We start from the raw sequence: 24,944 nt of genomic DNA on the forward strand, positions 1-24,944 counted from the left end.
CTGATAAAACTCAATATTATTGAGCAAAGTATTTGGCAGAAATTTTGGCATATTCACCATTGGCTTGGATTTTTTTCAAGCCTGAATTGATTTTATCCAATAACTCTTGGTTGTTTTGTGCCACAGCAATACCGTAGTTTTCCACATCAAAGTCTTTGACTTCAACCATCGTAAAACCTTTGTCGCCGTGTTGTTTCACATAATGTGCCACCACTGCGCTGTCAGAAATCACCGCATCCACGCCACCACTTTCCACTTCTTTCAAAGTCAAAGGCAAGTTTTCCAAACGGATGATTTTTTCACTGGTCGCACCCAAGATTTTTTGAGCCGCATGGTCACCTGTGGTACCCAAGCTCACACCCACTTTATCCAAGCTCTTCAAATCTTCGACCGATTTTACATTTTTGCCTTGTGGCACCAAAATCACTTGAGTGATTTTATAATAAGGGTCAGAGAACAACATTTCTTGTTGACGCTCAGGCGTGATGGTAATGCCTGAAATCAAAATATCATGGTCGCCCGTTTTCAAACTGGCAAAAATGCCATCCCAAGGTTGTTGGTGATAAGACACTTGGAAGCCTTCTTCTTTGGCAATGGCATCCAACAAGTCCACATCAAAACCTTCGATTTTGCCATTTGAATCCATAGATTCAAACGGTGGATATTGCGCATTCATACCTACTTTATAAACTTTACCTGCTGCAGCTGGTGTAGAAGCAGCTGCTTCAGTTGGTTTGGATGCCGCAGGTGCTGCACTATTAGATTGACCGCCACACGCCGCCAAAACAGCTGCGGCCATGAATGCCAAACCCAAGTTGCGTACTTGATTCAATGCCATGTTTCACTCCCTAATACCTTACCGATTAAAAAATAAGGCAGCTTATTGAAGAGCTGCCCTAATATGTGTTTTATTTTGCGAAATACTGATCCAAAATCTTCTGATATTCACCATTTTCTTTGATGGTTTTCAAAGAAGTATTCAGCAAATTAACCAATTCAGGATTGTTTTTCGCCACAGCCACGCCATAATACTCTTCAGCAAAATCTGGCACTCGTACCATGGTAAAGCCTTTGTCACTGTTCAACTTCACATAGTTGGCCACCACAGCACTGTCCGAAATCACCGCATCCACGCCACCGCTTTCCACTTCTTTGGCTGCCAATGGGAACGCTTCTAAGCGAACGATTTTATCACTGGTCGCACCCAAGATTTTTTGTGCAACCAAGTCGCCGGTATGACCTGTCATCACAGCCACTTTACCCAACTTCTTCAAATCTTCAACAGAAGTCACATTTTTACCATTTGGCACCAATACCACTTGAGAAATCGTGTAGTAAGGGTCGCTGAAATCCATGGTTTGCTTACGGTCTTCAGTGATTGTGACAGCAGAAATAATCATGTCTGCATCGCCATTTTGAATAGTGGCAAACAAACCTTCCCAAGGTTGGTGTTTGTATTCCACTTTAAAACCACCCACTTTGGCCAAAGCATCCATCATATCAACGTCAAAACCTTCTACTTTGCCATCGGTCGTCATAGATTCAAATGGCGCAAATTCTGCATTCAATGCCACTTGATAAGTTTTACCGCTGGCTGTTTCAGCAGGTGCTGATGCATCATTTTTTGCAGGTGCAGACTCTTGTCCACCACATGCACTTAAACCCAAACTCAATGCTAAAACCGCCACTGTGCTACGTAAAGCCGAAGAAAACAACATATTTAACCACTCCAAAATAAAAAACAAGCCCTAAGGCTTGATGAATAACTACATTATATTCCAATATTAATTCATTTTGTGACAAAAATATAAGCATCATCTTGATTAAGCAAGTTATTTAATAATCAATTTGGATAAAATTAGCATATTATTTCAATAAAATAAAAGCCGCATAAAAATGCGGCTTTAACACCCACTGACTTAACGATGAACGACTTCTAAAATGGCAAATTGAGTACTGAGGTTTTTCAGACCATTGGCACCAAAATTAATGCTCAAAGTGGCATGTTCTCCCTTGTGTTTAGCATCCATAATGACACCCATACCAAATTTTTCATGACGCACATTTTGTCCAATCACAAAACCATCGAAAGTTTCTTTGGCACGTTTGGCATGGATGAAAGGTTCTTGGCGTATTTTCAATGTTTCTTGTCTTTTTTTGCGATGGCTCGATAAAAATTGCAACACATCATCAGGCAACTCATCCATAAAACGTGAAGACATAGAATAATTCGTGCGCCCATGTAGCAAGCGTTGTTGTGCCGCACTCAAATACAAACGCTCACGGGCACGTGTAATGGCAACATACATCAAACGGCGTTCTTCTTCTAAACCGCCGCGCTCTTGCAAAGAATACTCACTTGGAAATAAACCTTCTTCCAAACCAGTTAAAAACACCGTATCAAATTCCAAACCTTTGGCAGCATGTATCGTCATCAATTGCAAAGCTGCCTCGCCCTCTCCAGCTTGACGCTCACCCGCTTCTAACGATGCATTACTCAAAAATGCCACCAATGGCCACAAACCATCATCGGTTTTCACCCATTCCTCTGTTTGTACATCGGCACTGTTAAACACCATCGCTGCACTGACCAACTCTTGTAAATTATCGATACGGTCTTGATGGTCGCCTTTTTGGGTTTTGTAATACTCAAGCAAACCACTCAAATCCAAAGCAGCAGTAATGGTTTCCGTCAATTCCAAACCTTTGGCTTGTGCTTGCAATTGTTCAATCAAGTCTACAAAAGCTTTGAGCTTGCGATTGGCAGGCTCGGTAATCAAAAATTGTAATGCTTCCCACAAACTCGATTGTCTGTCATGCGCAACGGCCTGAACTGCCTCAATCGTGCGCGCCCCAATGCCTCGTGGCGGCATATTAATCACACGCAACACCGACTGATCGTCTTGTGGCTGCACCGCCAAACGCAAATACGCCAAAGCGTGTTTGATTTCTTGGCGCTCATAAAAACGCAAACCACCATAAATTTTATACGGCACGCTCGCCGCAAACAAAGCTTGTTCCAAAACACGCGATTGTGCATTGCTGCGATACAACACCGCCATATTGTCCAAAGCCACGCCTTCTTTCATGCGCTCTTTGGTTTCACTGACCACAAAATCGGCTTCTAGAAAATCACTGTCCGCCACATACAAACGCAGCTTCTGCCCTTGTTCACCTTGTTTGCTTTCAGGCAAGCGCAAATTTTTACCCAAACGACCGCTGTTATTGGCAATCAAAGTATTGGCAGCAGTCAAAATATGACCCACCGAACGGTAATTGACTTCCAACTTCAATGGCTCACGAATGCCAAAATCTTGCATCAAAGTTTGCATATTGCCCACATTCGCACCACGAAATGCATAAATGCTTTGGTCATCATCGCCGACGGCAAACACCGCTGCCGAATCGCCTGCCAACAATTTCAACCATTTGTATTGCAAATTATTGGTATCTTGAAACTCATCCACCAAAATATGATTAAAACGTTGTTGGTAATGAGTTCGAATGGCGGCGTTGTGAAGCAAGACTTCATAGCTGCGCAACATCAATTCTGCAAAATCCACCATACCTTCTTGTTGGCACAATGCATCATAAGCTTGATAACATTCAATCAATTGGCGTGTGGTTTTGTCATGAGCATTCAGGTCGCTTGCTCGCAAACCTGCTTCTTTATTGCTGTTAATGAAATATTGCAAAGTCTTGGGAGCCAAGCTTTCTTCCGCAATATTCAAACTCTTCAATAAACGTTTGATGACGGAAGCTTGATCACCGCTGTCCAAAATTTGAAACGTACTTGGCAAGCGCGCATCTTGATAATGCGTGCGTAAAAATCGGTGGCACAAACCGTGAAACGTGCCTAACCACATCGCAGCAATGGCATTTTCTACCATAGAACTGAGACGGCTTCGCATTTCTTTAGCCGCTTTATTCGTAAACGTCACCGCCATAATACTGTGAACACTCGCTTGTTCGGTATCGAGTAACCATGCAATGCGCGTAGTCAAGACGCGGGTTTTACCACTGCCCGCACCAGCGAGCACCAAAGCAGCAGCAGGCGGCCACGTTACCGCAGCCAATTGTTCGGCATTCAAGCCATTGAGTAATGAAGTATCCATGCATCAATTGTAACGGTTTCAAACACTTCTGTTCAGATTATTCCCAGCTGTGCATCTGACTTTACAGGACGCTTTGTGTGGCAGCGCAAAAACAACATTTTTATGTTAAGGTTAGCCACCAAACATTCTGGGAAACATGCCACATGAATACCATCGATTGGCTCAGCCGCTTGATTGCATTTGACACCACCAGCCGCCACTCCAATTTACAACTGATTGAAGCACTCGCTGATGATTTACACACACATGGTTTGTCACCTTGGCTCAGTCACAACGCAGACCAAAGTAAAGCCAATTTGTTTGTCACCATTCCTACCCATGATGGACAAACCCATGGTGGCTTGGTGTTGTCAGGTCATACGGATGTGGTGCCTGTGGATGGACAGGTTTGGGACAGCGACCCATTTCAAGCGCATATTGCCGATGGCAAATTGTATGGTCGTGGTGCTTGTGATATGAAAGGTTTTATTGCCGCTTGCATGAATCTGGTACCAAGCGCCCTGCAAAGCAAGCTGACTCAGCCTTTGCATTTGGCTTTTAGTTATGACGAAGAAGTAGGTTGTTTGGGCGCACCTGTAATGTTAAATGAATTAAAAGCGCGCGGCTTGTCACCAACACAATGCATAGTCGGAGAACCCACCAGCATGCAAATGGTTACCGCGCACAAAGGCATACAAGTTTATTCATGCAAAATACATGGACATTCGGCGCATTCTTCATTGACGCCATCTGGTGTAAATGCCATTGATTACGCTGCTCGCATCATCGTTTTTTTGCAGCAATTGGCACAAAAAATACAAAATGAGCACGCTCAAGATGCTGCGTTCGATGTGCCATTTAGCACCATCAATGTCGGACGCATTCGTGGCGGAACTGCCGTCAATATTGTGCCTAACGAATGTGAGGTACAATTTGATTTCCGCAATTTACCCACTTTATCAGCCGCTGTCTTGGAAACACCGCTCAAAGCATTTTTGGCACAACTGGTATCGGAAATGCAAGCGGTGCAAATCCACACAGACATCGTCTTAACACAACTGGCACAAGTACCAGCGATGCAAGATACTCACAATCACGCCTTGCTCGAGTTAATTGCCAATTTGGTGGATGAGCAAAAACAAAGCAAAGTCGCTTACGCGACCGAAGGCGGACATTTTCAATTGGCGAACATGCAAACCTTGATTTGCGGCCCGGGCAGCATCAATCAAGCGCACAAACCGAACGAATACATTGAACTGGCGCAACTGGCACGTTGCGACCGTTTTTTACAACAATTGCTGCATACTCTCAGCCAATAATTAGGATGGATACATGGATTACCAATCAGTTTACGATGCCATTACAGGCCGCCACTCTGTGCGTGCGTTCACCCCACAAACTGTCGAAAAAGATTTGATTTTAGAATTGCTCAATGTGGCTGCTCGTGCACCATCAGGCACCAATTGCCAACCGTGGCAAGTATATGTGGTGACAGGCGACAAACGTGACCAAATCGTGGCTGAAGTGTGCGCTTTGCACGATGCGGCTCGCTTGGATGCCAGCATCAACGAACAACACACCGAATCGTATCCTTATTATCCTGAAAAATGGATTTCACCTTACATCGATCGCCGCCGTGAAAATGGTTGGGGTTTGTATGGCTTATTGGGCATTCAAAAAGGCGAAAAAGACAAAATGCACGAGCAGCATCAACGCAATTTCCGCTTATTTGATGCACCTGTGGCTTTGTTTTTTACTGTTAACAAAGTCATGGGCATCGGCTCGAAAATGGACATCGCCATGATGATGCAAAATGTGATGATCGCAGCGCAAGCGCGCGGTTTGGCCACTTGCCCACAAGCTGCGTGGAACCATTATCACAAAGTGATTTTACCGATAATCGGTGCAGGTGAAGACGAAGAATTGGTGTGCGGCATGGCTGTGGGTTATGCCGACACAAGCGCAACTGTCAACACATTCATCACACCACGAGTAGATGCGAGCGAATTCACCCATTTTGTAGAATAAGCGTCCTGTAAACTTAAAAAAGCGTCCTGTAAACCCTTACAGGACGCTTTTTAATGGATTTTCACAACCAGTGTTCAAACACACAAATCCAAATTGCTTTTAACCTTCATGCTACAAACCCTAACTGAACATATTCGGTCTTAATAACAACGTGTGTTCCATTAAACAAATGTGAACATACACTTGTTTTTGATTACAGGAATTTGACATCATGAAACACAAAATACTGTTCACCACTGCCATGACTTTGTTACTGAGCGCATCGTTGGCACAAGCACAATACACAGGTGCCAATAAAAATGGTCCTATGGTCAATCCATATGCGGCATCCAACTTAAACGTAATGGGTCACCCTTTACAATTAGCAGACCGAACCAGCCCCCATACCAACCCTAAAGAAGTCAATCCATGGTTTGAATACGTCGGTTACGACAGTAGCGTGACCATTCCATCTTCTATCCAAACACCGTCAAGACGCTTGCCTTAATTGTGTTTAAATATTAAAAAAGCGTCCTGTAAACATATTACAGGACGCTTTTTTAATCTGTTTTTTTAACTGAACAATGCCATCAAGGGTTGGTATAAAGTGACCAAACCTAACACAACAAACAACACACACGCAGCCACACGGATAATATTCAAAGGCAATTTTTTCAACAACCAATCACCCAAAAACACCATCGGCACATTGGCAATCATCAAGCCCAAAGTCGAACCCACAACCACCCAAAAAACATCTTGGTATTTTGCTGCTAAAAACACGGTTGCCAATTGGGTTTTGTCGCCAATTTCGGCCAAGAAAAACAATACTGCCGTTGCCACAAACGCACTACCAGTCAGCCATTTTTCACTCACTTCTTCGTCTTTGTCTGGTACCAATAACCAAAAACCCACTGCAATAAAACTGATGCCTATCACCCACGCCATGATATTGGCGTTAAATGACTGTCCTACCCATGCACCGATCCAACCTGAAACCAAATGGTTTAGAATTGTTGCCACCAAAATGCCCATAATAATAGGCATAGGCTTGCGATAACGTGCCGCTAAAAACAAAGTCAATAATTGGGTTTTGTCACCGATTTCGGCAAGAGCTACCGCAGCGGTAGAAGATAAGAAAGCGTCCATGTACAAGGTTCCGTTTTGTGGGCTGAATTATGTACAAAAGACCAAATAAACGCCGCCCACATAGGTCGTTTATTCAGTCTTAAGTCTCATCAGCCGATTACGTCACCGCAACAGACACTCAGACCATGCTTGAATCAAGCAAATATGTTGACCTGAGTTTCAAAACGCTAGAAGCGTCCTGTAATGATTACTCCCTCAAGAAGTGGCGCTATTATAAAAGCACATTCATATTCATGTAAATCATTTCAAGCAAATAGCTATTTTTTATTACATTTAAATGAAAATGCCGTCATATAAACCTCATTTTTGATCCCGACGCAAATCACGAAACCATTTAGGCTCCCAAGTGCGCAAAGCCAAAACCATAGCCATACCTTGCTTGCGATCTTGTGGCACATTCAAAGATTGGCGGTGTGACTGTGCCATTTGTTGTTGGCATTTTTTCAACGTGCTGCGCATGGTTAAAATCGCATCGGCACTGAGCATGCCATGACCAAACAACAACTCTTCATAACCTGCGACATCGTTTTCAAAATCAAAAAAATCTGCCATGCCTTGTTCTTGAATATAACGCTGAATTGGTCCATTAGGCTGCCAAGAAAACTGTTGGCTCACCCGCAAACGCACCCGATTATTAGGCAATAATTGCAACATGCCCATTTTATCGAGCTGTGCCAATTTCAAAACACATTCGTGCATTTCAATTTGATAATGGGCAATCACAGCTTCAATCGGCCAATGATTCATCATGCAAACTGCCATCAAAATCAATTTCGGATCGCTCATCAATTGTTTTTCTTGCACCAAAGTCAATTGATCCAATACAGGACGCTGCTCATCCACCAAACGCGCCAATTCCACAAAACTCAATTGCAAATATTCACAAATTTCCAATAAACGTTCTAGCGAAGTGCTTTTTTTGGCAAACAAGCGCTTGATACTGGATTCTGAAACCTCTAAATATTCGGCCAAATCAGCATAACTTTTCCCCTGACCATGCAATTGTTGTTTCAACACCCTGAAAATTTGCTGTTGCTCCATAGTTTGCACCTTTTTATTATTTAAGTATCAATTACTGCTACTTTAAAGTGAAAACTCTTCCAAAGCAAACCAACGCAAAGCGTCCTGAAAAACCTGTATTGGTTTTTCAGGCAAAGATACATGGTGAAAAATCAACGCAAGCGGCGACCGCTGAGCAAATCAAAAATTTGACTTGGCTGTTTATTGCGACCAATCCGCCCATCCACCACTATCACTTGACGACCAAATTGGCGTTTGACTTCACGGGTATTGGTACAAAAACGCTTACCACTGCGATTGCAAGAAGTGGAAACCAACGGAGATGCCACCAACTTACTCAGCAAACGGGCATCATTATGCGCAGGAACACGCACCGCCAATTTATCGCGCCCATTGCCACGCAATAAGGCAGACACTTTATCTGAACATGGAATGATAAACGTCTTGGCAGCAGGCCAAGCTTGATTCACCAATTCGGTTTGGGAAGGTGTTAAAGGTTTTAACAAAGGTTGCAAGCGGTTCAGACTGTCACCAATGACAATCAAACCTTTGCTTTGAGGACGTTGCTTAATGGTCATGATTTGGCGCAAACCACGTTGATTATTGGGCAAACAACCCAAACCAAAACAAGCTTCACAAGCATAAGCAATCACGCCACCACGGCGCAAATGTTGTTTGAGACGGCGCAAATCAAAGGCGCCCATGATTCTGTGTGTGTACATAACAGACATTATAAAAGCGTCCTGTAAAGATTTACAGGACGCTGACTCAGTTTAACGCAAAGATTAACGCAATGCTTTGTCGGCAATGTCAGTACGGTATTGCATGCCATCAAACGAAACATGGCTCAAAGCTTGGTAAGCTTGGTCTTTGGCCGCTTGCACACCATCACCCAAACCCACTACGCACAACACACGACCACCATTGGTGACCAATTCACCTTGCTCATTCAAAGCACTGCCCGCATGGAACACTTTGCCAATTTGATTGGCAGCATCCAAACCTGAAATCACATCACCTTTGCGTGGCGTTTCTGGATAGTTTTGCGCTGCCAACACCACGCCAACTGCTGTTTGTGGATTCCATTGCGCTTGCACTTCATTCAAACGACCATCAATCGCCGCTTCTACCAAATCCACCAAATCAGATTCTAAACGGCTCATAATCGGCTGTGTTTCAGGGTCGCCAAAGCGGCAATTGAATTCAATCGTAAACGGTGCACCGTTTGCATCAATCATCAAACCTGCATACAAAAAGCCTGTGAATGGATGGCCTTCGGCTTTCATGCCTTGTACGGTTGGATGAATGATTTCATCCATCACACGTTGGTAAACCGCATCGGTCACCACAGGCGCAGGACTGTAAGCACCCATGCCGCCTGTATTCGGTCCCAAATCATCGTTTAACAAACGCTTGTGGTCTTGGCTCGTTGCCATAGGCAAAACATTTTCGCCATCGACCATCACAATGAAGCTGGCTTCTTCACCTTGCAAGAAATCTTCAATCACCACGCGTGCGCCAGCATCGCCCATTTTATTGCCCAACAACATGTCGTCAATCGCGGCATGCGCTTCGTCCAAAGTCAAAGCCACAATCACACCTTTGCCTGCCGCCAAACCATCGGCCTTGATGACAATCGGCGCACCACGACCATCCACATACTCATGCGCCAAAGCCGCATCGCTGAAAGTTTGATAACCTGCAGTCGGAATGTGGTATTTGGCCATGAAAGCTTTGGCAAAGTCTTTAGAGCTTTCCAATTGTGCTGCGTATTGAGTAGGACCAAAAATCTTCAAACCAGCGGCACGAAAATCATTGACCACGCCCGCAGCCAACGGCGCTTCAGGACCAACTACCGTCAAAGCCACATCATTGGCTTTGACAAATTCAATCAAATCTTGATGCGCTGAGATGGCAATATTGGTCAATTTAGGCTCCACTGCCGTACCTGCATTACCAGGCGCCACAAAAACCTCATCCACACGCGCAGATTGCGCCAAACGCCATGCCAACGCGTGCTCACGCCCGCCAGAACCAATTACCAATACTTTCATCATCCATCCACATCAAAGGAAATAACAAAGGCGTATTTTAAAGCGGTGTCGCATCCTTGCCTAGTTAAATGCCAAACTAAGCAAAAATTAATCAGTTTTGGTTTGAATTTGGGGATAATATTGGTTTTACTTAACAAATTACATGGGACGCACTGCATGAAAAAAATCGCTTTATCACTGCTTGTTTTGGGATTGTTCACTGCCTGCCAACCGCAAACACCAGAAGCAACACCGACCATTGCATGTGACAGCGACGTGGTCAAAACCACTTTTGATTTGGGCACCAAACAACAAATCATGGCCAAACTCAAATATTTAGCACAAGCACAACCTGAAGTTTATGGCAGTTTGAATTTCAGCCAAATTGAGCAAGACTTGAAGCAAATCCAATTCAATTTAGACGGCATCAATACCGCATCTGCTGCCACTGACAGCCCTCAAATTTGTCAAGCAGATGTACAAGTTTTGATTCCCAATGATTTAATCATCTCTGCTCAGTTAAAAGCCAATGAATTGAATCAAACCTTTAATTTAGCTGCCGAAGCATTCCAAGCACAATTAGGTCAATCTCCTAATGGTTTTTACCAAGTGCCAGTGCAATACCAAGCCAGCGGTGCAGCAGATACCAAAAGCCCAATGGTGCAATCCAATGCCGATACCAAACTGACGCAGTTTTTATTGCGCTTGCTCACTATTGGTCAACTCAAAACCAATACGCCTGCCTCAGTGTCAGATGTTTTGGAGGCACCCATTGATTTAACCCCAGCCAAACCTGCGGCGGCTTCAGAAGCAAAAGATGCCATCGGTGATTTGATTGATCAAGTGCAACAAAATCAAAACACCCAAACCAATACCAATCCTAACGATTTGACGCATAACCAAGCACAACGCAATCGCTCTGAAGCGCAAGTCGAACAAATTTGGTCTGAATTGCCAAGCGACGTGCAACAAACTTTGGAAAACGAGCAAAATCAATGGCGCAACAAACGCCAACAAACTTGTCAACAAGCCGCTGCCAATGCCAGCAGCGATGCAGAACGCAAAAATGTTTTGGCGCATTGCGAAGTACAATCCAACCAAAAACGCTTGGAAGAGTTAAAGCAATACCACGTACCCAACTGATTTTGAGGCATTCTAATGGGAAGCCGATATCAAGCTTCCCATTTTAACCAATGCCAATCTTGTACTTGCTGCATGAATGTGGCTTCATGTGATTTTGGCACTGCAACACTCAAACTCACTTCCATTTCCATATCTTGGCTGAGCATTTGCGCCTCCGTACGCTTGACCAAACGCATGACTTCACTCATTTTTTCATACGAAAATCGCAAAGAAAACGTTTTCAAAATCGGCTTTTCCAACCGAGAAGCGTCCTGTAAAGCCAAAACTGTTGCTTGTTTGTAAGCCTGAATCAAACCGGGAACGCCAAGCAAAGTCCCACCAAAATAACGCACTACAATCACCACCACATCCGACAAGCCCGCCGAATCAATTTGGCGCAAAATCGGCATGCCCGCGCTGCCTGAAGGCTCGCCATCGTCATTGGCACGAAACTGCATGCCATCACTGCCCAAACGATAGGCATAACACCAATGCACCGCTTTGGGGTGTTCGTCATACAATTTTTGCAACAAAGGCTTCAAATCATCTGCTTGCGACAAAGGATAAGCATAGCCCAAAAAACGGCTGCCTTTGGCTTTGTGTTCAGAAAGGGTAGGGGAAGCAATTGAAGTGATGTGTGTCGGTTCCATGCAAACATTATAAACATCCACATCAAAATGCTTCAAACAAATCTTTCCCTTAAGCCATCACAAAAACTTTGGCTTATAATTTGACTATTGCCAAGCTGTTCGATTGAGAACAACTGTTTTACGCTGAAAGATAAACATGCCTTTACACATTGCTTTGTACCAACCTGAAATTCCTGCCAATACAGGCAACATCGCCCGCACCTGCGCTGGCACTCACACCAGCTTGCATTTGATTCGCCCATTGGGTTTTTCTACCGATGACAAAATGCTCAAACGAGCAGGTTTGGATTATTGGGCACATGTCGACATTCATTACCACGATGATTTAGACGCTTTCATCGCCCACACCGAAAGCCAAAATGCCAAAGTGTATTTGATTGAAACTTACAGCGATGTACCGTTCAGTGAACATGATTTTAGCCACCAAGAACAAGATATTTATTTTTTATTTGGACGCGAAACCACCGGTTTGCCACAAGAATTTGCCCAAGCGCGCGCTCAAGACTGTTTGCGTATTCCACAATCGGAACACATTCGCTCGTTAAACCTGTCTAACAGCGCTGCCATCGTGATTTACGAGGCTTTAAGACAACAAGGCTACCCGAACCTTGCTTAAGGCGTAAAACACGCTGTACAGCGATAATAAAGCGTCCTGTAAACGTTTACAGGACGCTTTATTGATTTTTTGGCTCAAATCATCACAATTTTAGCCATGTTTATTACAATGCAGCCACCAATTCAGGTACCAAGGTAAACGCATCGCCCACAATACCGTAATCAGCCACATTGAAAATCGGCGCATCAGGATCTTTGTTGATGGCCACAATCACTTTACTGTCTTGCATACCAGCCAAATGTTGAATCGCACCAGAAATGCCCACAGCGATGTACAAGCTAGGCGCCACCACTTTGCCTGTTTGACCCACTTGGTAATCATTAGGTGCATAACCTGCATCCACAGCCGCACGAGACGCGCCAATGGCCGCACCCAATTTGTCTGCCAATGGCGTCAACAATTCGTTGAATTTTTCAGCACTGCCCATTGCACGACCACCAGAAACGATGATTTTCGCTTGGGTCAATTCAGGACGATCAGACTTGGTCAATTCACGACCGACAAAGCGGCTTAAGCCTTGTGGTGCAGAAGCTGCAACTGTTTCAACTGCCGCGTTGCCACCTTCGTTTGCTGCCGCATCAAAAGCGGTTGCACGAATGGTCAAAACCAATTTGGCATCAGATGCTTTCACTGTTTCAAACGCATTGCCCGCATAAATCGGGTGTGTGAAAGTTTGTGCATCGATGACTTCGGTCACATCAGACACTTGAGAAACATCTAACAAAGCAGCTACGCGTGGCAACAAGTTTTTACCAAACGCCGTTGCAGTTGCAACAACATGGCTGTAATCACCTGCCAAAGACACCACCAAAGGTGCTACTTCTTCTGGCAAGCTGTTTTCATAATGCGCTGCATCAGCTAACAATACTTTTTCCACACCAGCAACTTGTTTGGCTGCATCAGCAACCGATTGAGCACCGCTACCTGCCACTAAAACGTGTACTGCACCCAATTTTTGAGCAGCAGTGACCGCATTCAAAGTCGCCAAATTCAATTCGCTGTTATTGTGTTCAGCAATGATTAAAACTGTCATGTTGTTTCCCCTTAAATCACTTTGGCTTCGTTTTTCAATTTACCAACCAAATCCGCTACGGTTTCTACTTTCACACCAGCACTGCGGCCTTTAGGCTCAGCAACTTTCACAACGCTAAAGCGAGGGGTTACATCCACACCAAAATCAGCAAGCGTATGTTTGGCCAACGGTTTTTTCTTCGCTTGCATAATATTAGGCAATTTCACATAGCGAGGCTCGTTCAAACGCAAATCCGTGGTAATCACCGCTGGCAATTTGATTGCCACAGTTTCCAAACCACCGTCAATTTCACGTGTCACTTCCACTTCACCACCATTGACTGCTACTTTGCTCGCAAACGTCGCTTGTGGCGCATTCAACAAAGCCGCCAACATTTGACCTGTTTGATTGGCGTCGTCATCAATCGCTTGTTTACCGAGCAACACGATATCAGCATTTTCTTGTGCCTGAACCGCTTGCAATAATTTGGCCACTGCCAAAGGCTCCAATTTGCCATCGGTTTCAACATGAATGGCGCGGTCTGCACCCATTGCCAAAGCTGTACGCAAAGTTTCTTCGCACTGCTTCACACCAATTGAAACGGCAACGACTTCAGAAATTTGACCTGCCTCTTTCAAACGAACTGCTTCTTCTACTGCAATTTCATCAAATGGGTTCATCGACATTTTTACGTTGCCAATATCCACATCTGAGCCATCGGCTTTGACGCGCACTTTAATGTTGTAATCAACAACACGCTTCACTGCTACTAATGCTTTCATTCTCTATCCTCATTTGTACGACTCATTAACATGAAAAATGCCTTTGTTAGGCCATCACCCTGCCAAAATATATGCTGTTTTTCACGCTAATTTACGGTAATTATTTCAGTTATATTTTTGCTGCAGAGCAATATTGCCAAGCATTGAAAACCATGTCAACCGTTGGACAAACACCAACATCCCCTACATTGGTAGAAATTGGCGTAATTTGAACACCAGTTAACATAGGATTAGAATGTAAATAAATTCCAACTGTAGGTTTGTTGAGCGCATTGGCCAAATGTAACAAGCCAGTATCCACACCAATCACAGATTGTGCATCTGCTAATAATTTCGCTGCTTGCTGTAAATTCATTTTTGGCGCCAATTTTACATAATTAAATTGAGCAGCCCATTTGATAGCTCGATTTTTTTCAATATCGTTTCCCCAAGGTAAATAGATATCAAAACCAGTTTGTTGATGCAAGCGTTCAAATAATTCAAACCACAATGTTTCAGGCCACAGTTTTTCATCTTGGCTAGTTGCATGTAATGCAACAATATAAGGCGTCATGTTATCCACAATGTTATTCACCGTTGTGGGTACTTTGGCACCAAACACCACTTTATCCACATCAAACTCATAACCAAATGCCAAAGCAAACAATTGGCGATTGCGCCAAATTGCGTCAGCATACTTATCCACAGCATATTTTTTTTGATAAAACATACTGGCTAATGGCTCTCGAATACTGTGTTGGTCATACCCAACAATAGGAGTGTGGGCGAATTTTCCGAACAAAGCACTTTTGATTAAACCTTGGCTGTCTAATGCAAATTGGTAATCTTTGCCGATTAATTGATTACGCAATTGCATCATTGCAGAGCGTGTTTGCGATTGCCACAATTGTTTGCGCCATTGTCGCCAATGCATTGGTATGACATTTTGTACAAATGGATGTAAAGCAGCAATATCTGCAAACGATGCTTCACACATCCAATCTAACTTTACATCTGGTCTGTGTGTGGATAAGTCTTCAATGGCTGGCAACGTGTGTATTAAATCGCCCATGCTAGATAAACGCAGCAACAAAATGTTCATGGGTGCTTTCAGGTAACATAATGGGGTTTATTTTACTGGAAAAAGTCATTATGGGTTTATCGTTTCAAATTGAAGCCATTGGTATGGTGCAAGCGCAATTCAAACAAAAGTTTGGTATTCCAAGACAGCCTGGTCTGGTACCTGAAGCTAAAATCAGCATTGTTTTAAATCAAGAATTTTCGCCAGATGTTGTGCGTGGTTTAGAAGATTTTGAATATATTTGGGTGCATTTTGTGTTTCATGATGCAATAGGGGAGGGTTGGTCTGAATTGGTTAGACCTCCAAGACTGGGTGGTAAAACCAAAAAAGGTATTTTTGCTACTCGTACACCGCATCGTCCTAATCATTTGGGTTTGTCTTTATTAAAATTAGACAAAGTCATTACCAGTAAACCTATTACATTGATTTGTAGTGGTGCTGATTTATTAGATGGTACGCCTATTATTGATATTAAGCCTTATATTGCTTTTGTAGAAGCCAAGCCTAATGCTCAAAGTGGTTTTGTAGATGGTATACCGCCACAATTACAAGTAATTTGGTCTTTAGAAGTTCAAGAACAATTGCATTTCAATCAAGTCAATCAAAAATTAATTGAACAAACCTTAGCGCAAGATCCTAGACCTGCTTATCAAAATATTCCTGAACGCATTTATTTTATGCAAGTAGATGGTTTTGAGGTCAGATTTAAAATTATAGAGAATGTTGTTCAAATTGTAGATTTAATTAAATTGTCAGAATTTTAAAGAAGCTGTTTTTTATTATTATATTATTATATATAAAAAGATGATGATGCTGAAGGCAGTGAAAATCTGTGGATAAGTCTATTTTTATTGTTAAATAAATGGTTTATGAAAATATAAGTCTGTGTATAAATGGTCTTGTACTCAGGGGATAGTTTGTGGACAGTTTTTTGGCATGTTAATAAGCTGTGTATGGGTGTGGATAGATTGTGGATAAAAACAGGCATTTTGTGGATAAAATGTGGATAAATTTTAACTATATTCTAGTACAGAAATTTAAGTCACTTTGTGTTGTAAACTCCGTTACAATTTCAGCAATGCAATCATTATTATTGGTAAAACGATTATGTTACAAAGAACTTTAGCCAAATCAGTACATGTGACAGGCGTTGGCTTGCATTCTGGAGAACGTGTGTCTTTGACCATGCATCCTGCGGTTGTGGACAGCGGTATTCGCTTTCGTCGTACAGATTTAAGTGGTGAGCAAGGTGAAATTATTGCTTTAACTCCTTGGTTAATCAACGATACACGTCTGTCTTCCACTGTTGTAACTGAAAATGGCGCTAAAGTCGGTACGATAGAACACATCATGTCTGCTTTATCTGCGATGGGTGTGGATAATGTTTTGATTGAATTGAATGCGCCTGAAATTCCGATTATGGACGGTTCTAGTTTGCCGTTTATTTATGTGTTACAGGACGCTGGTATTGTCGATCAAGATGCCCAGAAGAAATTCATTCGCATCAAACGCCCGATTGTGGTGGAAGAGCCGGGTAAAAAAGTGTCTTTTGAGCCTTATGATGGCTTTAAAGTGACTTTGACCATTGAGTTTGACCATCCTGTTTTCAATCGCTCGAATCAAACTTACAGTATTGATTTTGCAGGTGCTTCTTATTTGGAAGAAATTGCTCGTGCGCGTACATTTGGTTTTATGCAAGAAGTAGAATTGATGCGCAGCCACAATTTAGGTCTAGGTGGCAATTTGACCAATGCCATTGTGATTGATGATTTTGATGTTTTGAATCCTGAAGGTTTGCGTTATCCCGATGAGTTTGTGCGCCATAAAATTTTGGATGCCATTGGTGACTTATACATTGCAGGTCATCCGATTATTGGTGCATTTACAGGTTATAAATCCGGTCATGCGGTGAACAATGCGTTGTTACGTAAGATGTTTTCTGAGCCAGATAGCTTTGAATGGGTTACTTTTCCAAGTGACAAAGACTTGCCAACGGCATTCCATCCTGTGAATGAATATGTATAAGTCTGTGGATAAGTTGTGAATAAAGTGGATAAGTAATTATTCTGCTGATAAAAAGCGGCCTGTAATGTGACAGGCCGCTTTGATTTTGTTGATTGATTTTGGGTGATTTATTGGTTTTTGCGTATCCAATTGAGCCAAGCTGTGAATAACTCAGGTTGTAAAGCCGCAATGGCAGAGCGACTGAATACATGTTCTCCATTCCAAAAATCATCTCCTTCTAATGTGGCAAGTTGTCCACCAGCTTCTTCAAAAATCAAAGCACCTGCGGCGTAATCCCACAATTTTTGACCGCCGTGTACATAAACATCGTAGCGGCCTGAAGCCAAATAACACCAATCCAAAGTGGAGCTGCCCATGCTGCGTTGGCTGCCACAAGGAGCGAGAGTTTGCATGCGGCTGGCCAGTTTTCCTGAGCGTAAATATTTGACTTCAACGCCTGCAATGGCCTCACTTAAAGGATTTAAGGTTTTTTTTAATGGTAAAGGAATACCGTTCATATGTGCCCCTTTACCTCGTTCTGCGGCATACATTTCATTGGTATAAGGATTGAAAATGACGCCCAATTGACTCACACCATTTTTGACCAAAGCCACAGACAAAGCAAAATGAGGCAGCCCGTTGATAAAATTGGTTGTCCCATCAATCGGATCGACCACCCACAAACCTTGTGGATTGTTTTGCCACAACTGCATTTGTTCATGGCGTGACATTTCCTCACCCAACATGGGATATGTGGATAAGTTTTTTAAGCCTTCTGCAAATGCATTTTGAGCCGCTAAATCGGCTTCTGTGAACAAAGAACCATCTTGTTTGCGTGTGCTACCGACACGTAAAAATCGAGGCATCACCTCGTTTTGTGCCACATCTCTTACCAATTGAATCAAAGCATTGAGCACGATACATCAACCTTTTAGCAAATTATTGCCTAATTATTTTCAAATTGATTATTAGGCGATGATGGAGAGAAGTCAATCCATTACGTTGATGAAGCTTATTGTACAATGAGTGTTCATTAATATTTTTATATAAAGTGATGTCTTATGCCACGTTTTTATTGTCCTGTTGAATTGGTCGTGGGTCAAAATTTGGAATTGCCCGAGCGTGTAATGCGTCATGTACAAGTTTTGCGCTTGCAAGAACAAGATGAGATTGTGTTATTTAATGGTGATGGCAATGATGTGACAGCTCATATTGTAGAAATGACCAGAAAGTTCGTAAGCGTTTGTTTGAAAGAGGTTAAAGCATGTCAGACTGAATCCAAATTACATTTAAGTTTGGTACAGTCTTTGTCCAGTGGTGAGCGCATGGAATTCACTTTGCAAAAATGTGTCGAGTTGGGCGTGAGTCAGTTTCAACCGATTATCAGTGAGCGTTGTGTGTTGCGTTTACAGGGCGAGCGTGCAGACAAGCGTTTGCAGCGTTGGCAAGAAATTGTGATTTCAGCTTGTGAGCAAAGTGGTCGTTCGGTTGTGCCAGAAGTATTGCCTGTGATTAAGTTATCCGAATACTTATCCACAGCCCCTGTTGATAAGCTGTGTATTTTACTTAGTGTGGTGAATAAGCAAGGTTTGAATACATTGCCTGAGTCTGTGAATCAAGCGGTGTTGATGGCAGGTCCTGAAGGTGGTTTCAGCGAAGCAGAGGAAGCGGCGATTTTAGACAGTGGTTTTGTACCTTTGAGTTTAGGACCGCGTGTTTTGCGCACTGAAACGGCTGCCATGACGGCCACTGCTTGTTTACAAGCGCGCTGGGGTGATTTTGATTAAAAATTGAGGGAAAAATCCATGTATTATGGTGAGCGGTTCAATGCATACAGTCATTTGTCTGGTGTCATATTGGCGGTCGCTGCGACGGTTTTATTGGTTTTAAAATCCATAGGTCAAGGTGAATTGGCTATTTGGGCAGCGAGTGTTTATGGTGGCACGTTGATTTTTTTGTATTTGATTTCAACTTTGTACCACAGCATCAAGCCTGAGTTGGCCAAAACCGTGTTACAAAAATTTGATCACTGCGCCATTTATCTGCTGATTGCGGGCAGTTATACACCGTTCACTTTGATTACTTTGAATGGTCCTTGGGGCTGGTCTTTGTTTGGTGTGTCGTGGGGATTGGCATTGTTTGGCATCATCCAAGAATTGACCATCGGTTTGCGCTCTCCTACTCGTTGGCTGTCCATGTTGATTTATGTGTTGATGGGTTGGCTGGTTGTGGTGGCCATTATGCCTTTGCTGCGCGGTTTGGAAAGTTGGGGCTTATTTTGGCTGGTTGCAGGCGGTGTGGCTTATAGCGGTGGTATTTATTGGTTTATCCAAGACACTAAAATTAAACACGGTCATGGTATTTGGCACATGTTTGTGTTGATGGGCAGTTTGTTCCAATTCTTTTGTATTTATTTTTATGTTTTGTAATGAGCTGTGGATAAGTCCAAAATGATTCACAAGCGTCCTGTAAGTTTACAGGACGCTTTTTTAATATTTATTTTGAGCATTGTTGTGGATAACACTTACAAAACGAAACACTTAAGGTAAGCTTGTGCACATCTTTTTGTACGAAAGCAAACAACCATGCAAACCATCACTTTGTTGCCTTTAGAAGGTATTGAAATAGAAGGCATAGGCTTATTAAAACTGGGTACCAGCAAAGAAGCGGTGCACAAGTTTTTGGGTCTGCCATCAGAACACGATGACCATTCTTGGTTTTATAAAAAACATGAGTTCCGTTTGGATTTTGATGAAGAAGGCAATATTGAATTCATTGAATTTGTCTTTGGCCCCAATCCTGAGCGCACGGTGTTGTCGGTGTATGAACAAAATCCGTTTGAATTGGATGCGGCAGATTTGGTGGCTTTGTTGACCAAATGCAATCGTGGCAGTGCTATTGATGACAGCGATGCGCCTTATTGTTATACCTTTTCACATTTGGCCATGGGCATTTGGCGACAATTTACCGATGCAGATGTGCAACAAAGCATGGATGAAACCCCCGCAGAAGACCGTGATTCAGATGAAGACGAATGGTTGGCGCGTGATTTGGAAATGGGCAAACATTTCTGGACTATTGGTTTGGGTGTGGCGGGATATTACGGCTAAATATGAAGGGGCATGAAGTAGCGAGAGAGGGCATTACAGTTTGTCGATAAGCCGGGTTTTGTCGTTGGACAGTCATTCATCTAGCAGCATGATTGCTCATGCCGTCAAGCAACCTACCCGAATCCAATGCGAGCCACATTAGCGGATTCTGTTTGGTCTTGCTCCCAATGGGGTTTAGCCTGCGACATCTTGTTGCCAAGTGCCCGGTGCGCTCTTACCGCACCTTTTCACCCTTACCTGTGCCCGAAGGCCATCGGCGGTTTTGCTTTCTGTTCCACTTTCCGTCGCCTTTCGACGCCCAGCCGTTAGCTGGCATTGTGCTCTATGGAGCCCGGACTTTCCTCCCCGTGTTGCCACGCGGCGACTGTCTGGCAAACTGTAATGCGGCGCGTATTGTAACACAATTTGCTGTGGCATTGATTGCTCGAACGATTTAGACTCATTTTGACTTTGAAATAATTCCTAAAACAGCGACTTATCCACGTTATACACAACTTATCCACAGGCTTTTGACAATAAATTGCCATATTTGCCATTTATTCACTCTTTAAAGGATAGAAATGGATGGAAAGTAAATGTGGATATCTTAAATCAGAGATAGAAATATCAAACCATATGCTTGTGGATAAGTTGGTTGGAATAAAAATGAAGCGTCCTGTAAGTTTACAGGACGCTTGTCTTAATCTTTTGATTTTTGACAAAATTTAAGCGTTTTTCACTTTCATCGTCCATTCAAAATTCATGGTTGTGACTACATCTCCTGCTTCGTCTGTTCCCACGCTTTGTAACCACAAAGTCACGCCTTCACGCGTGCGCAAGGTTTCTTCGATAGCGGCATTGATGAAATGACCTTGGGTACAGGTAAAGGTGATGGTGCCACGGGCTTTTTTGCTGAAATGGGCATTTTGGTTCAACACCAACATGGAAATGACTTCAGGCGCATTTTCTACGGCACGAATCACCATAGCACCTGTGGATAACTCTGCTGCCATCGCCAAGGCGGCAAAATAAATCGAGCCAAAAGGATTTTGGTTGGCATGTTGGTGTGTCATTGTGACATCGCACACCTTCTCATCCAGATTTTTGACGCGCACATCGCAAAAATGTGCAGCAGGCAATTCGGTTTTAACCACTTGATTGAAATATTCGACTGAGTGTTTTTGCATATGGGTTTCCTTTGTGATGGGGTCGATGAATCGGATTTTGTCAAACTGTGAACAGTGTAAACCGAGCGGCATTTTAAATGCTATTTGAATGAATTAAATCATGATAAACCACTTAAAAAAGCGTCCTGTAACTTTTACAGGACGCTTTAAATGATGAAATGATTTATTGTTTTAGGCTTTGTCCGACTGTCACCACGTTCAAATCTTCGACTTTCAAACGTCGCTGCCATGCATCGCGAATTTGTTCGGTGGTCAAAGCTTGGACTTTCTGTGGATAAGTGTCTAAATAATCCAATGGCAATTGGTAAAAACCGATGGTGCTGAGCCAGCCCAATAATTTGTTGTTGGTATCAAAACGCATCGGAAAGCCGCCTATGATATTATTTTTGGCTTGTTGCAATTGCGCTTCAGTAGGACCTTGCGCGATGTAGTCGGCCAATACTTGCTTGGTGACTTTCAAAGCTTCAGGGGCATTGGCCGCTTGCGTGCTCAAGCCTATGGAAAATGTGCCTTTTTGCGCCATCGGATTGAAATGACTGTAAGCGCCATAAGTAAAACCGCGATTGTCGCGCAATTCTTTCATCAATAAGCTGTCAAAACCGCCCGCACCCAAAGTGTAATTGCCAATCAATAGCGCAAAATAATCCACATCATCGCGGCTGATAACAGGCAAGCTCAAATCCAAATGGGTTTGGCTGGCAGGATGATGGATGTGTGTGGTTTGACCTTTGTGCAAAGGCACAGCTGCGATGTTTGGCAGTTTGAGTTTTTGTTGTGGCAAGTCTGCCAATAGTTCGGTGGCGATTTTTTGCGCTTGGGAGCGGTTTATATCGCCGACAATCGAAACCACAGCGGTGCTAGGGCGGAAATAGCGGTGGTGAAAATCCAGCAAATCTTGGCGTTTGATGGCGCGAATGCTGGCTTCGTTTTCTTGTGCCCAATAACCATAAGGATGTTGTGGATAATTCAAACGGGTCATGGCTTGTGAAGATAAAAATTGAGGATCGGTTTGGTTTTGTTTCCATCCCAATACGGCACGATCTTGTTCACGTGTTAAAACAGTCTGTGGATAAGTCGGTCGGCTTAAAATGGTTTGTCCAAGTTTTAAAGCGTCCTGTAAAGTTTGCGGCTGACTGAGGCTGCGAATGCGGATGCCCGCTTGTTCGGTGTCGCTGAAGCTGCTCACAGTGACTGCCCAATCGCTGCTCAAGCGGCGTATGTCTTCTTCATTCCATTTGCCTGCACCCATGTCCATCAAGCTGCCTGCAAAATTGGCGACACCTATTTTTTGTGCATCATCGCGGCGGCTGCCAGCATCAAAAGCCACGTTGATGTCTACAATCGGTAGCGCGTGTCGTTCGACTAGCAATACTTTGGCACCATTTTTTAAATGCCAGCTTTGAATATGCAGTTGATGTGGGTTGGTTTGAGCTATGGTAGATGGCGTGGTGGTGGTTTGTGCCCAAGCCGATTGGCTAAGCCAAGCCAAACTTAAAATGCTGATGGTGGCGATGGTTTTCATTGCGCCGCTCCTTTGCTTGACAAGGATTCAGGCTGCAAAATCACTTGGGTCAATTTGTCATCGGTTAAATATTGCGCTGCTTGTTGTACTTCTTGGGCAGTAACGTTGTTGAGCTTTTGGCGGATGGCATCTTCGTCTTGGTACGAAAAACCTTTGCTTTCTAAGTTGCCCAATAAAGACGCTTGGGCTGTAATGGCATCTTTGGCGTAAATTTCAGAAGCTTCACGCTGTGTGCGGATGCGGGTTAATTCTGCTTCGTCCACGCCATCGGTCGCAATTTTCTTGATTTCTTGCTTTAAGGCATTGATTAAGGTGGTGACATCGATGTTTTGTGCAGGTGCGCCCGATAAAATAAACAACTCATCCGAACGGCTTAACAAAGAATAATTGGCACCGACCGACAATGCAATCGGTTGACCGCGCACCAAATTTTTTTCTAAGCGACTGGCAGCATTGCCATCCAAAACGTTGGCTAAGGTATCCAAAGCATAAGGCAAGCGCTCATCTAATGTTTTTAAGTGTGGTACTTGATAAGCCAAAGCGACCATAGGCACTTCAGATGGCGCTGAGGTTTGCGCATGGCGTGTTTGGGTTTGAATCGGCTCTTGTGGCAAAGTAGGTGGCGTAAATGTATTGGCGTGAATGTCACCAAAAGTTTGTTGGACATTTTGAATGGTTTTTTTCGCATCCACATCGCCAACAATGACCAAAGTGGCATGGTTGGGTGCATACCATTTTCGATACCATGCTTTGGCATCATCGCCTGTCATTTTGCCTAAATCAGACATCGAGCCAATGATGGGTGAACGGTTGCCACTGGTGACAAAAGCCGTTTCATACAAGGTTTCAAACAAGCGTCCTGAAGGGCTGTCGTCGGTGCGCAAGCGACGTTCTTCTTTGACAACCTCCAATTCATTGACATAATCGGCATTGCTAAAGCTTAAATTCACCATGCGATCGGCTTCCATTTTCAAGACTTCAGGCAAATGTTGGCTAGCAATGGTTTGGTAATAAACCGTTTCATCGCGGTTGGTGTAAGCATTGAGTGAGCCGCCTAAGGCGCTGATGCGTTTGGCGTATTCACCTGATGGTATGTTTGGTGTGCCTTTGAACATCATGTGTTCCAAAACATGGCTTAAACCTGTTTTGCCTGTTTCTTCATCCACGCTGCCGACTTTGTACCAAAGTTGTGTGACGACAACGGGTGCACGTTGGTCTTCTCGCACGATGATTTTCAAACCATTGTCCAAGGTGTGGCTGAGGGTTTGAGCCCAAGCACTGCTATACGATGCAGCGAGTAATAAAGCACTGCTCCAAACTTTTAGATACATGATTTATCCTTGATTTTTACGCTACAATAGCCCTTACTTAGGCATATTGTGATTGAAAGACTAAATGTTCTCCAAATTTTTCAAACGATTTAGAAAATCTGAACCGGAACAAAACGTACCGGAAACCCAGCCAGAGCACATTCAAGAGCAACTTCCTGCTGAACCACTGATAGATTCTAGCAAGGAAGCTGTGGTTCAGGAAGTTGTGGCTGAGGCGACATTGCCTGTTGAAAATATTGCTATTGAGCCTAAAGAGGCGCCCATAG

25 protein-coding genes and 1 other RNA gene are annotated in these 24,944 nt (G+C 43.4%); 10 read left to right on the forward strand and 16 right to left on the reverse strand.

Features of this window, described 5'->3' with window-relative positions; all coding sequences use genetic code 11:
* Positions 1-16 precede the first annotated feature (16 nt).
* The 3 genes from H150_RS0108215 to H150_RS0108225 all read right to left on the reverse strand — a co-directional run bounded on the left by H150_RS0108215 (position 17) and on the right by H150_RS0108225 (position 4,115).
* On the reverse strand, positions 17-838 hold the full coding sequence (locus tag H150_RS0108215) for a basic amino acid ABC transporter substrate-binding protein (protein WP_019958575.1): 822 nt from the start codon (positions 836-838) through the stop codon (positions 17-19).
* Between the two features lie 70 nt (positions 839-908).
* On the reverse strand, positions 909-1,718 hold the full coding sequence (locus tag H150_RS0108220) for a basic amino acid ABC transporter substrate-binding protein (RefSeq protein ID WP_019958576.1): 810 nt from the start codon (positions 1,716-1,718) through the stop codon (positions 909-911).
* A 201-nt stretch (positions 1,719-1,919) separates the two neighbouring features.
* A complete protein-coding gene (locus H150_RS0108225) occupies positions 1,920-4,115 on the reverse strand; it encodes a UvrD-helicase domain-containing protein (RefSeq protein WP_019958577.1) in 2,196 nt (731 codons plus the stop codon).
* 143 nt (positions 4,116-4,258) lie between these two features.
* Between H150_RS0108225 and argE the strand changes: the two genes are divergently transcribed.
* The 3 genes from argE to H150_RS0108240 all read left to right on the forward strand — a co-directional run bounded on the left by argE (position 4,259) and on the right by H150_RS0108240 (position 6,609).
* Complete coding sequence (gene argE, locus H150_RS0108230; RefSeq protein ID WP_026353589.1) at positions 4,259-5,413, forward strand: acetylornithine deacetylase; 1,155 nt, start codon at positions 4,259-4,261, stop codon at positions 5,411-5,413.
* Between the two features lie 13 nt (positions 5,414-5,426).
* Complete coding sequence (locus tag H150_RS0108235; RefSeq protein ID WP_019958579.1) at positions 5,427-6,122, forward strand: nitroreductase; 696 nt, start codon at positions 5,427-5,429, stop codon at positions 6,120-6,122.
* Positions 6,123-6,333: 211 nt separating this feature from the next.
* Positions 6,334-6,609 (forward strand): hypothetical protein, encoded by a 276-nt coding sequence (locus H150_RS0108240; protein ID WP_019958580.1) that lies wholly within the window; start codon positions 6,334-6,336, stop codon positions 6,607-6,609.
* A gap of 65 nt (positions 6,610-6,674) precedes the next feature.
* Here the strand turns inward: H150_RS0108240 and H150_RS0108245 are convergent, their stop codons facing one another.
* The 4 genes from H150_RS0108245 to purD all read right to left on the reverse strand — a co-directional run bounded on the left by H150_RS0108245 (position 6,675) and on the right by purD (position 10,324).
* Positions 6,675-7,250 carry a TMEM165/GDT1 family protein gene (locus tag H150_RS0108245; protein ID WP_019958581.1) on the reverse strand — a complete coding sequence of 192 codons (576 nt, stop codon included), beginning with the start codon at positions 7,248-7,250 and terminating at the stop codon, positions 6,675-6,677.
* Positions 7,251-7,550: 300 nt separating this feature from the next.
* Complete coding sequence (locus H150_RS0108250; protein ID WP_019958582.1) at positions 7,551-8,291, reverse strand: helix-turn-helix domain-containing protein; 741 nt, start codon at positions 8,289-8,291, stop codon at positions 7,551-7,553.
* Between the two features lie 131 nt (positions 8,292-8,422).
* Positions 8,423-9,001, reverse strand: a complete 579-nt coding sequence (locus H150_RS0108255) for an L-threonylcarbamoyladenylate synthase (RefSeq protein WP_019958583.1) — start codon at positions 8,999-9,001, stop codon at positions 8,423-8,425.
* Positions 9,002-9,055: 54 nt separating this feature from the next.
* The gene (purD, locus tag H150_RS0108260; protein ID WP_019958584.1) at positions 9,056-10,324 is read right to left on the reverse strand and encodes a phosphoribosylamine--glycine ligase; all 1,269 of its coding nucleotides are present in this window, start codon (positions 10,322-10,324) and stop codon (positions 9,056-9,058) included.
* Between the two features lie 156 nt (positions 10,325-10,480).
* On the opposite strand from purD, the gene H150_RS0108265 reads away from it, so the two are divergent.
* Positions 10,481-11,446: a lysozyme inhibitor LprI family protein gene (locus H150_RS0108265; protein WP_019958585.1), complete on the forward strand. Its 966-nt coding sequence runs from the start codon at positions 10,481-10,483 to the stop codon at positions 11,444-11,446.
* A 29-nt stretch (positions 11,447-11,475) separates the two neighbouring features.
* Here the strand turns inward: H150_RS0108265 and H150_RS0108270 are convergent, their stop codons facing one another.
* Entirely contained in the window at positions 11,476-12,111 is a 636-nt protein-coding gene (locus tag H150_RS0108270; protein WP_244802730.1) for an IMPACT family protein, read from the reverse strand.
* A 100-nt stretch (positions 12,112-12,211) separates the two neighbouring features.
* Here H150_RS0108270 and trmL point away from each other — a divergent pair, with 100 nt between their 5' ends.
* On the forward strand, positions 12,212-12,691 hold the full coding sequence (gene trmL / locus H150_RS0108275; RefSeq protein ID WP_019958587.1) for a tRNA (uridine(34)/cytosine(34)/5-carboxymethylaminomethyluridine(34)-2'-O)-methyltransferase TrmL: 480 nt from the start codon (positions 12,212-12,214) through the stop codon (positions 12,689-12,691).
* A gap of 103 nt (positions 12,692-12,794) precedes the next feature.
* Here the strand turns inward: trmL and H150_RS0108280 are convergent, their stop codons facing one another.
* The 3 genes from H150_RS0108280 to waaC form a co-directional block, all read right to left on the reverse strand.
* On the reverse strand, positions 12,795-13,724 hold the full coding sequence (locus H150_RS0108280) for an electron transfer flavoprotein subunit alpha/FixB family protein (protein WP_019958588.1): 930 nt from the start codon (positions 13,722-13,724) through the stop codon (positions 12,795-12,797).
* An 11-nt stretch (positions 13,725-13,735) separates the two neighbouring features.
* Entirely contained in the window at positions 13,736-14,485 is a 750-nt protein-coding gene (locus tag H150_RS0108285) for an electron transfer flavoprotein subunit beta/FixA family protein (RefSeq protein ID WP_019958589.1), read from the reverse strand.
* A 109-nt stretch (positions 14,486-14,594) separates the two neighbouring features.
* On the reverse strand, positions 14,595-15,566 hold the full coding sequence (gene waaC, locus H150_RS0108290) for a lipopolysaccharide heptosyltransferase I (protein WP_019958590.1): 972 nt from the start codon (positions 15,564-15,566) through the stop codon (positions 14,595-14,597).
* Positions 15,567-15,616: 50 nt separating this feature from the next.
* Here waaC and tsaA point away from each other — a divergent pair, with 50 nt between their 5' ends.
* Together tsaA and lpxC are read left to right on the forward strand one after the other, a co-directional pair.
* A complete protein-coding gene (gene tsaA, locus H150_RS0108295) occupies positions 15,617-16,309 on the forward strand; it encodes a tRNA (N6-threonylcarbamoyladenosine(37)-N6)-methyltransferase TrmO (RefSeq protein WP_019958591.1) in 693 nt (230 codons plus the stop codon).
* Between the two features lie 343 nt (positions 16,310-16,652).
* Complete coding sequence (lpxC, locus tag H150_RS0108300; RefSeq protein ID WP_019958592.1) at positions 16,653-17,570, forward strand: UDP-3-O-acyl-N-acetylglucosamine deacetylase; 918 nt, start codon at positions 16,653-16,655, stop codon at positions 17,568-17,570.
* A gap of 107 nt (positions 17,571-17,677) precedes the next feature.
* On the opposite strand, the gene H150_RS0108305 is transcribed toward lpxC, so the two are convergent.
* A complete protein-coding gene (locus H150_RS0108305; protein ID WP_019958593.1) occupies positions 17,678-18,466 on the reverse strand; it encodes an inositol monophosphatase family protein in 789 nt (262 codons plus the stop codon).
* 144 nt (positions 18,467-18,610) lie between these two features.
* Between H150_RS0108305 and H150_RS0108310 the strand changes: the two genes are divergently transcribed.
* The 3 genes from H150_RS0108310 to H150_RS0108320 all read left to right on the forward strand — a co-directional run bounded on the left by H150_RS0108310 (position 18,611) and on the right by H150_RS0108320 (position 20,659).
* Entirely contained in the window at positions 18,611-19,336 is a 726-nt protein-coding gene (locus H150_RS0108310) for a 16S rRNA (uracil(1498)-N(3))-methyltransferase (protein WP_019958594.1), read from the forward strand.
* Between the two features lie 18 nt (positions 19,337-19,354).
* A complete protein-coding gene (gene trhA, locus H150_RS0108315; RefSeq protein WP_019958595.1) occupies positions 19,355-19,978 on the forward strand; it encodes a PAQR family membrane homeostasis protein TrhA in 624 nt (207 codons plus the stop codon).
* A 156-nt stretch (positions 19,979-20,134) separates the two neighbouring features.
* On the forward strand, positions 20,135-20,659 hold the full coding sequence (locus H150_RS0108320) for a hypothetical protein (protein ID WP_019958596.1): 525 nt from the start codon (positions 20,135-20,137) through the stop codon (positions 20,657-20,659).
* A 31-nt stretch (positions 20,660-20,690) separates the two neighbouring features.
* Here H150_RS0108320 and rnpB read toward each other — a convergent pair.
* The 4 genes from rnpB to H150_RS0108345 form a co-directional block, all read right to left on the reverse strand.
* An RNA gene (gene rnpB / locus H150_RS14790) (RNase P RNA component class A) lies at positions 20,691-21,039 on the reverse strand.
* Between the two features lie 324 nt (positions 21,040-21,363).
* Positions 21,364-21,825 carry a DUF4442 domain-containing protein gene (locus H150_RS0108335; RefSeq protein WP_019958599.1) on the reverse strand — a complete coding sequence of 154 codons (462 nt, stop codon included), beginning with the start codon at positions 21,823-21,825 and terminating at the stop codon, positions 21,364-21,366.
* A 163-nt stretch (positions 21,826-21,988) separates the two neighbouring features.
* On the reverse strand, positions 21,989-23,347 hold the full coding sequence (locus H150_RS0108340) for a M16 family metallopeptidase (protein ID WP_019958600.1): 1,359 nt from the start codon (positions 23,345-23,347) through the stop codon (positions 21,989-21,991).
* The gene (locus H150_RS0108345; protein ID WP_019958601.1) at positions 23,344-24,678 is read right to left on the reverse strand and encodes a M16 family metallopeptidase; all 1,335 of its coding nucleotides are present in this window, start codon (positions 24,676-24,678) and stop codon (positions 23,344-23,346) included. The genes H150_RS0108340 and H150_RS0108345 overlap by 4 nt, the downstream gene beginning before the upstream one ends.
* Between the last annotated feature and the right edge of the window lie 266 nt (positions 24,679-24,944).

This window comes from Vitreoscilla stercoraria DSM 513, assembly GCF_000382305.1.
GTDB lineage: Bacteria > Pseudomonadota > Gammaproteobacteria > Burkholderiales > Neisseriaceae > Vitreoscilla > Vitreoscilla stercoraria.

Coding starts and splice junctions, on each gene's coding strand:
- H150_RS0108215 (WP_019958575.1), bottom strand. CDS start 838: ATGGCATTGAATCAAGTACGCAACTTGGGTTTGGCATTCATGGCCGCA.
- H150_RS0108220 (WP_019958576.1), bottom strand. CDS start 1,718: ATGTTGTTTTCTTCGGCTTTACGTAGCACAGTGGCGGTTTTAGCATTG.
- H150_RS0108225 (WP_019958577.1), bottom strand. CDS start 4,115: ATGGATACTTCATTACTCAATGGCTTGAATGCCGAACAATTGGCTGCG.
- argE (WP_026353589.1), top strand. CDS start 4,259: ATGAATACCATCGATTGGCTCAGCCGCTTGATTGCATTTGACACCACC.
- H150_RS0108235 (WP_019958579.1), top strand. CDS start 5,427: ATGGATTACCAATCAGTTTACGATGCCATTACAGGCCGCCACTCTGTG.
- H150_RS0108240 (WP_019958580.1), top strand. CDS start 6,334: ATGAAACACAAAATACTGTTCACCACTGCCATGACTTTGTTACTGAGC.
- H150_RS0108245 (WP_019958581.1), bottom strand. CDS start 7,250: ATGGACGCTTTCTTATCTTCTACCGCTGCGGTAGCTCTTGCCGAAATC.
- H150_RS0108250 (WP_019958582.1), bottom strand. CDS start 8,291: ATGGAGCAACAGCAAATTTTCAGGGTGTTGAAACAACAATTGCATGGT.
- H150_RS0108255 (WP_019958583.1), bottom strand. CDS start 9,001: ATGTCTGTTATGTACACACACAGAATCATGGGCGCCTTTGATTTGCGC.
- purD (WP_019958584.1), bottom strand. CDS start 10,324: ATGAAAGTATTGGTAATTGGTTCTGGCGGGCGTGAGCACGCGTTGGCA.
- H150_RS0108265 (WP_019958585.1), top strand. CDS start 10,481: ATGAAAAAAATCGCTTTATCACTGCTTGTTTTGGGATTGTTCACTGCC.
- trmL (WP_019958587.1), top strand. CDS start 12,212: ATGCCTTTACACATTGCTTTGTACCAACCTGAAATTCCTGCCAATACA.
- H150_RS0108280 (WP_019958588.1), bottom strand. CDS start 13,724: ATGACAGTTTTAATCATTGCTGAACACAATAACAGCGAATTGAATTTG.
- H150_RS0108285 (WP_019958589.1), bottom strand. CDS start 14,485: ATGAAAGCATTAGTAGCAGTGAAGCGTGTTGTTGATTACAACATTAAA.
- waaC (WP_019958590.1), bottom strand. CDS start 15,566: ATGAACATTTTGTTGCTGCGTTTATCTAGCATGGGCGATTTAATACAC.
- tsaA (WP_019958591.1), top strand. CDS start 15,617: ATGGGTTTATCGTTTCAAATTGAAGCCATTGGTATGGTGCAAGCGCAA.
- lpxC (WP_019958592.1), top strand. CDS start 16,653: ATGTTACAAAGAACTTTAGCCAAATCAGTACATGTGACAGGCGTTGGC.
- H150_RS0108310 (WP_019958594.1), top strand. CDS start 18,611: ATGCCACGTTTTTATTGTCCTGTTGAATTGGTCGTGGGTCAAAATTTG.
- trhA (WP_019958595.1), top strand. CDS start 19,355: ATGTATTATGGTGAGCGGTTCAATGCATACAGTCATTTGTCTGGTGTC.
- H150_RS0108320 (WP_019958596.1), top strand. CDS start 20,135: ATGCAAACCATCACTTTGTTGCCTTTAGAAGGTATTGAAATAGAAGGC.
- H150_RS0108335 (WP_019958599.1), bottom strand. CDS start 21,825: ATGCAAAAACACTCAGTCGAATATTTCAATCAAGTGGTTAAAACCGAA.
- H150_RS0108340 (WP_019958600.1), bottom strand. CDS start 23,347: ATGAAAACCATCGCCACCATCAGCATTTTAAGTTTGGCTTGGCTTAGC.
- H150_RS0108345 (WP_019958601.1), bottom strand. CDS start 24,678: ATGTATCTAAAAGTTTGGAGCAGTGCTTTATTACTCGCTGCATCGTAT.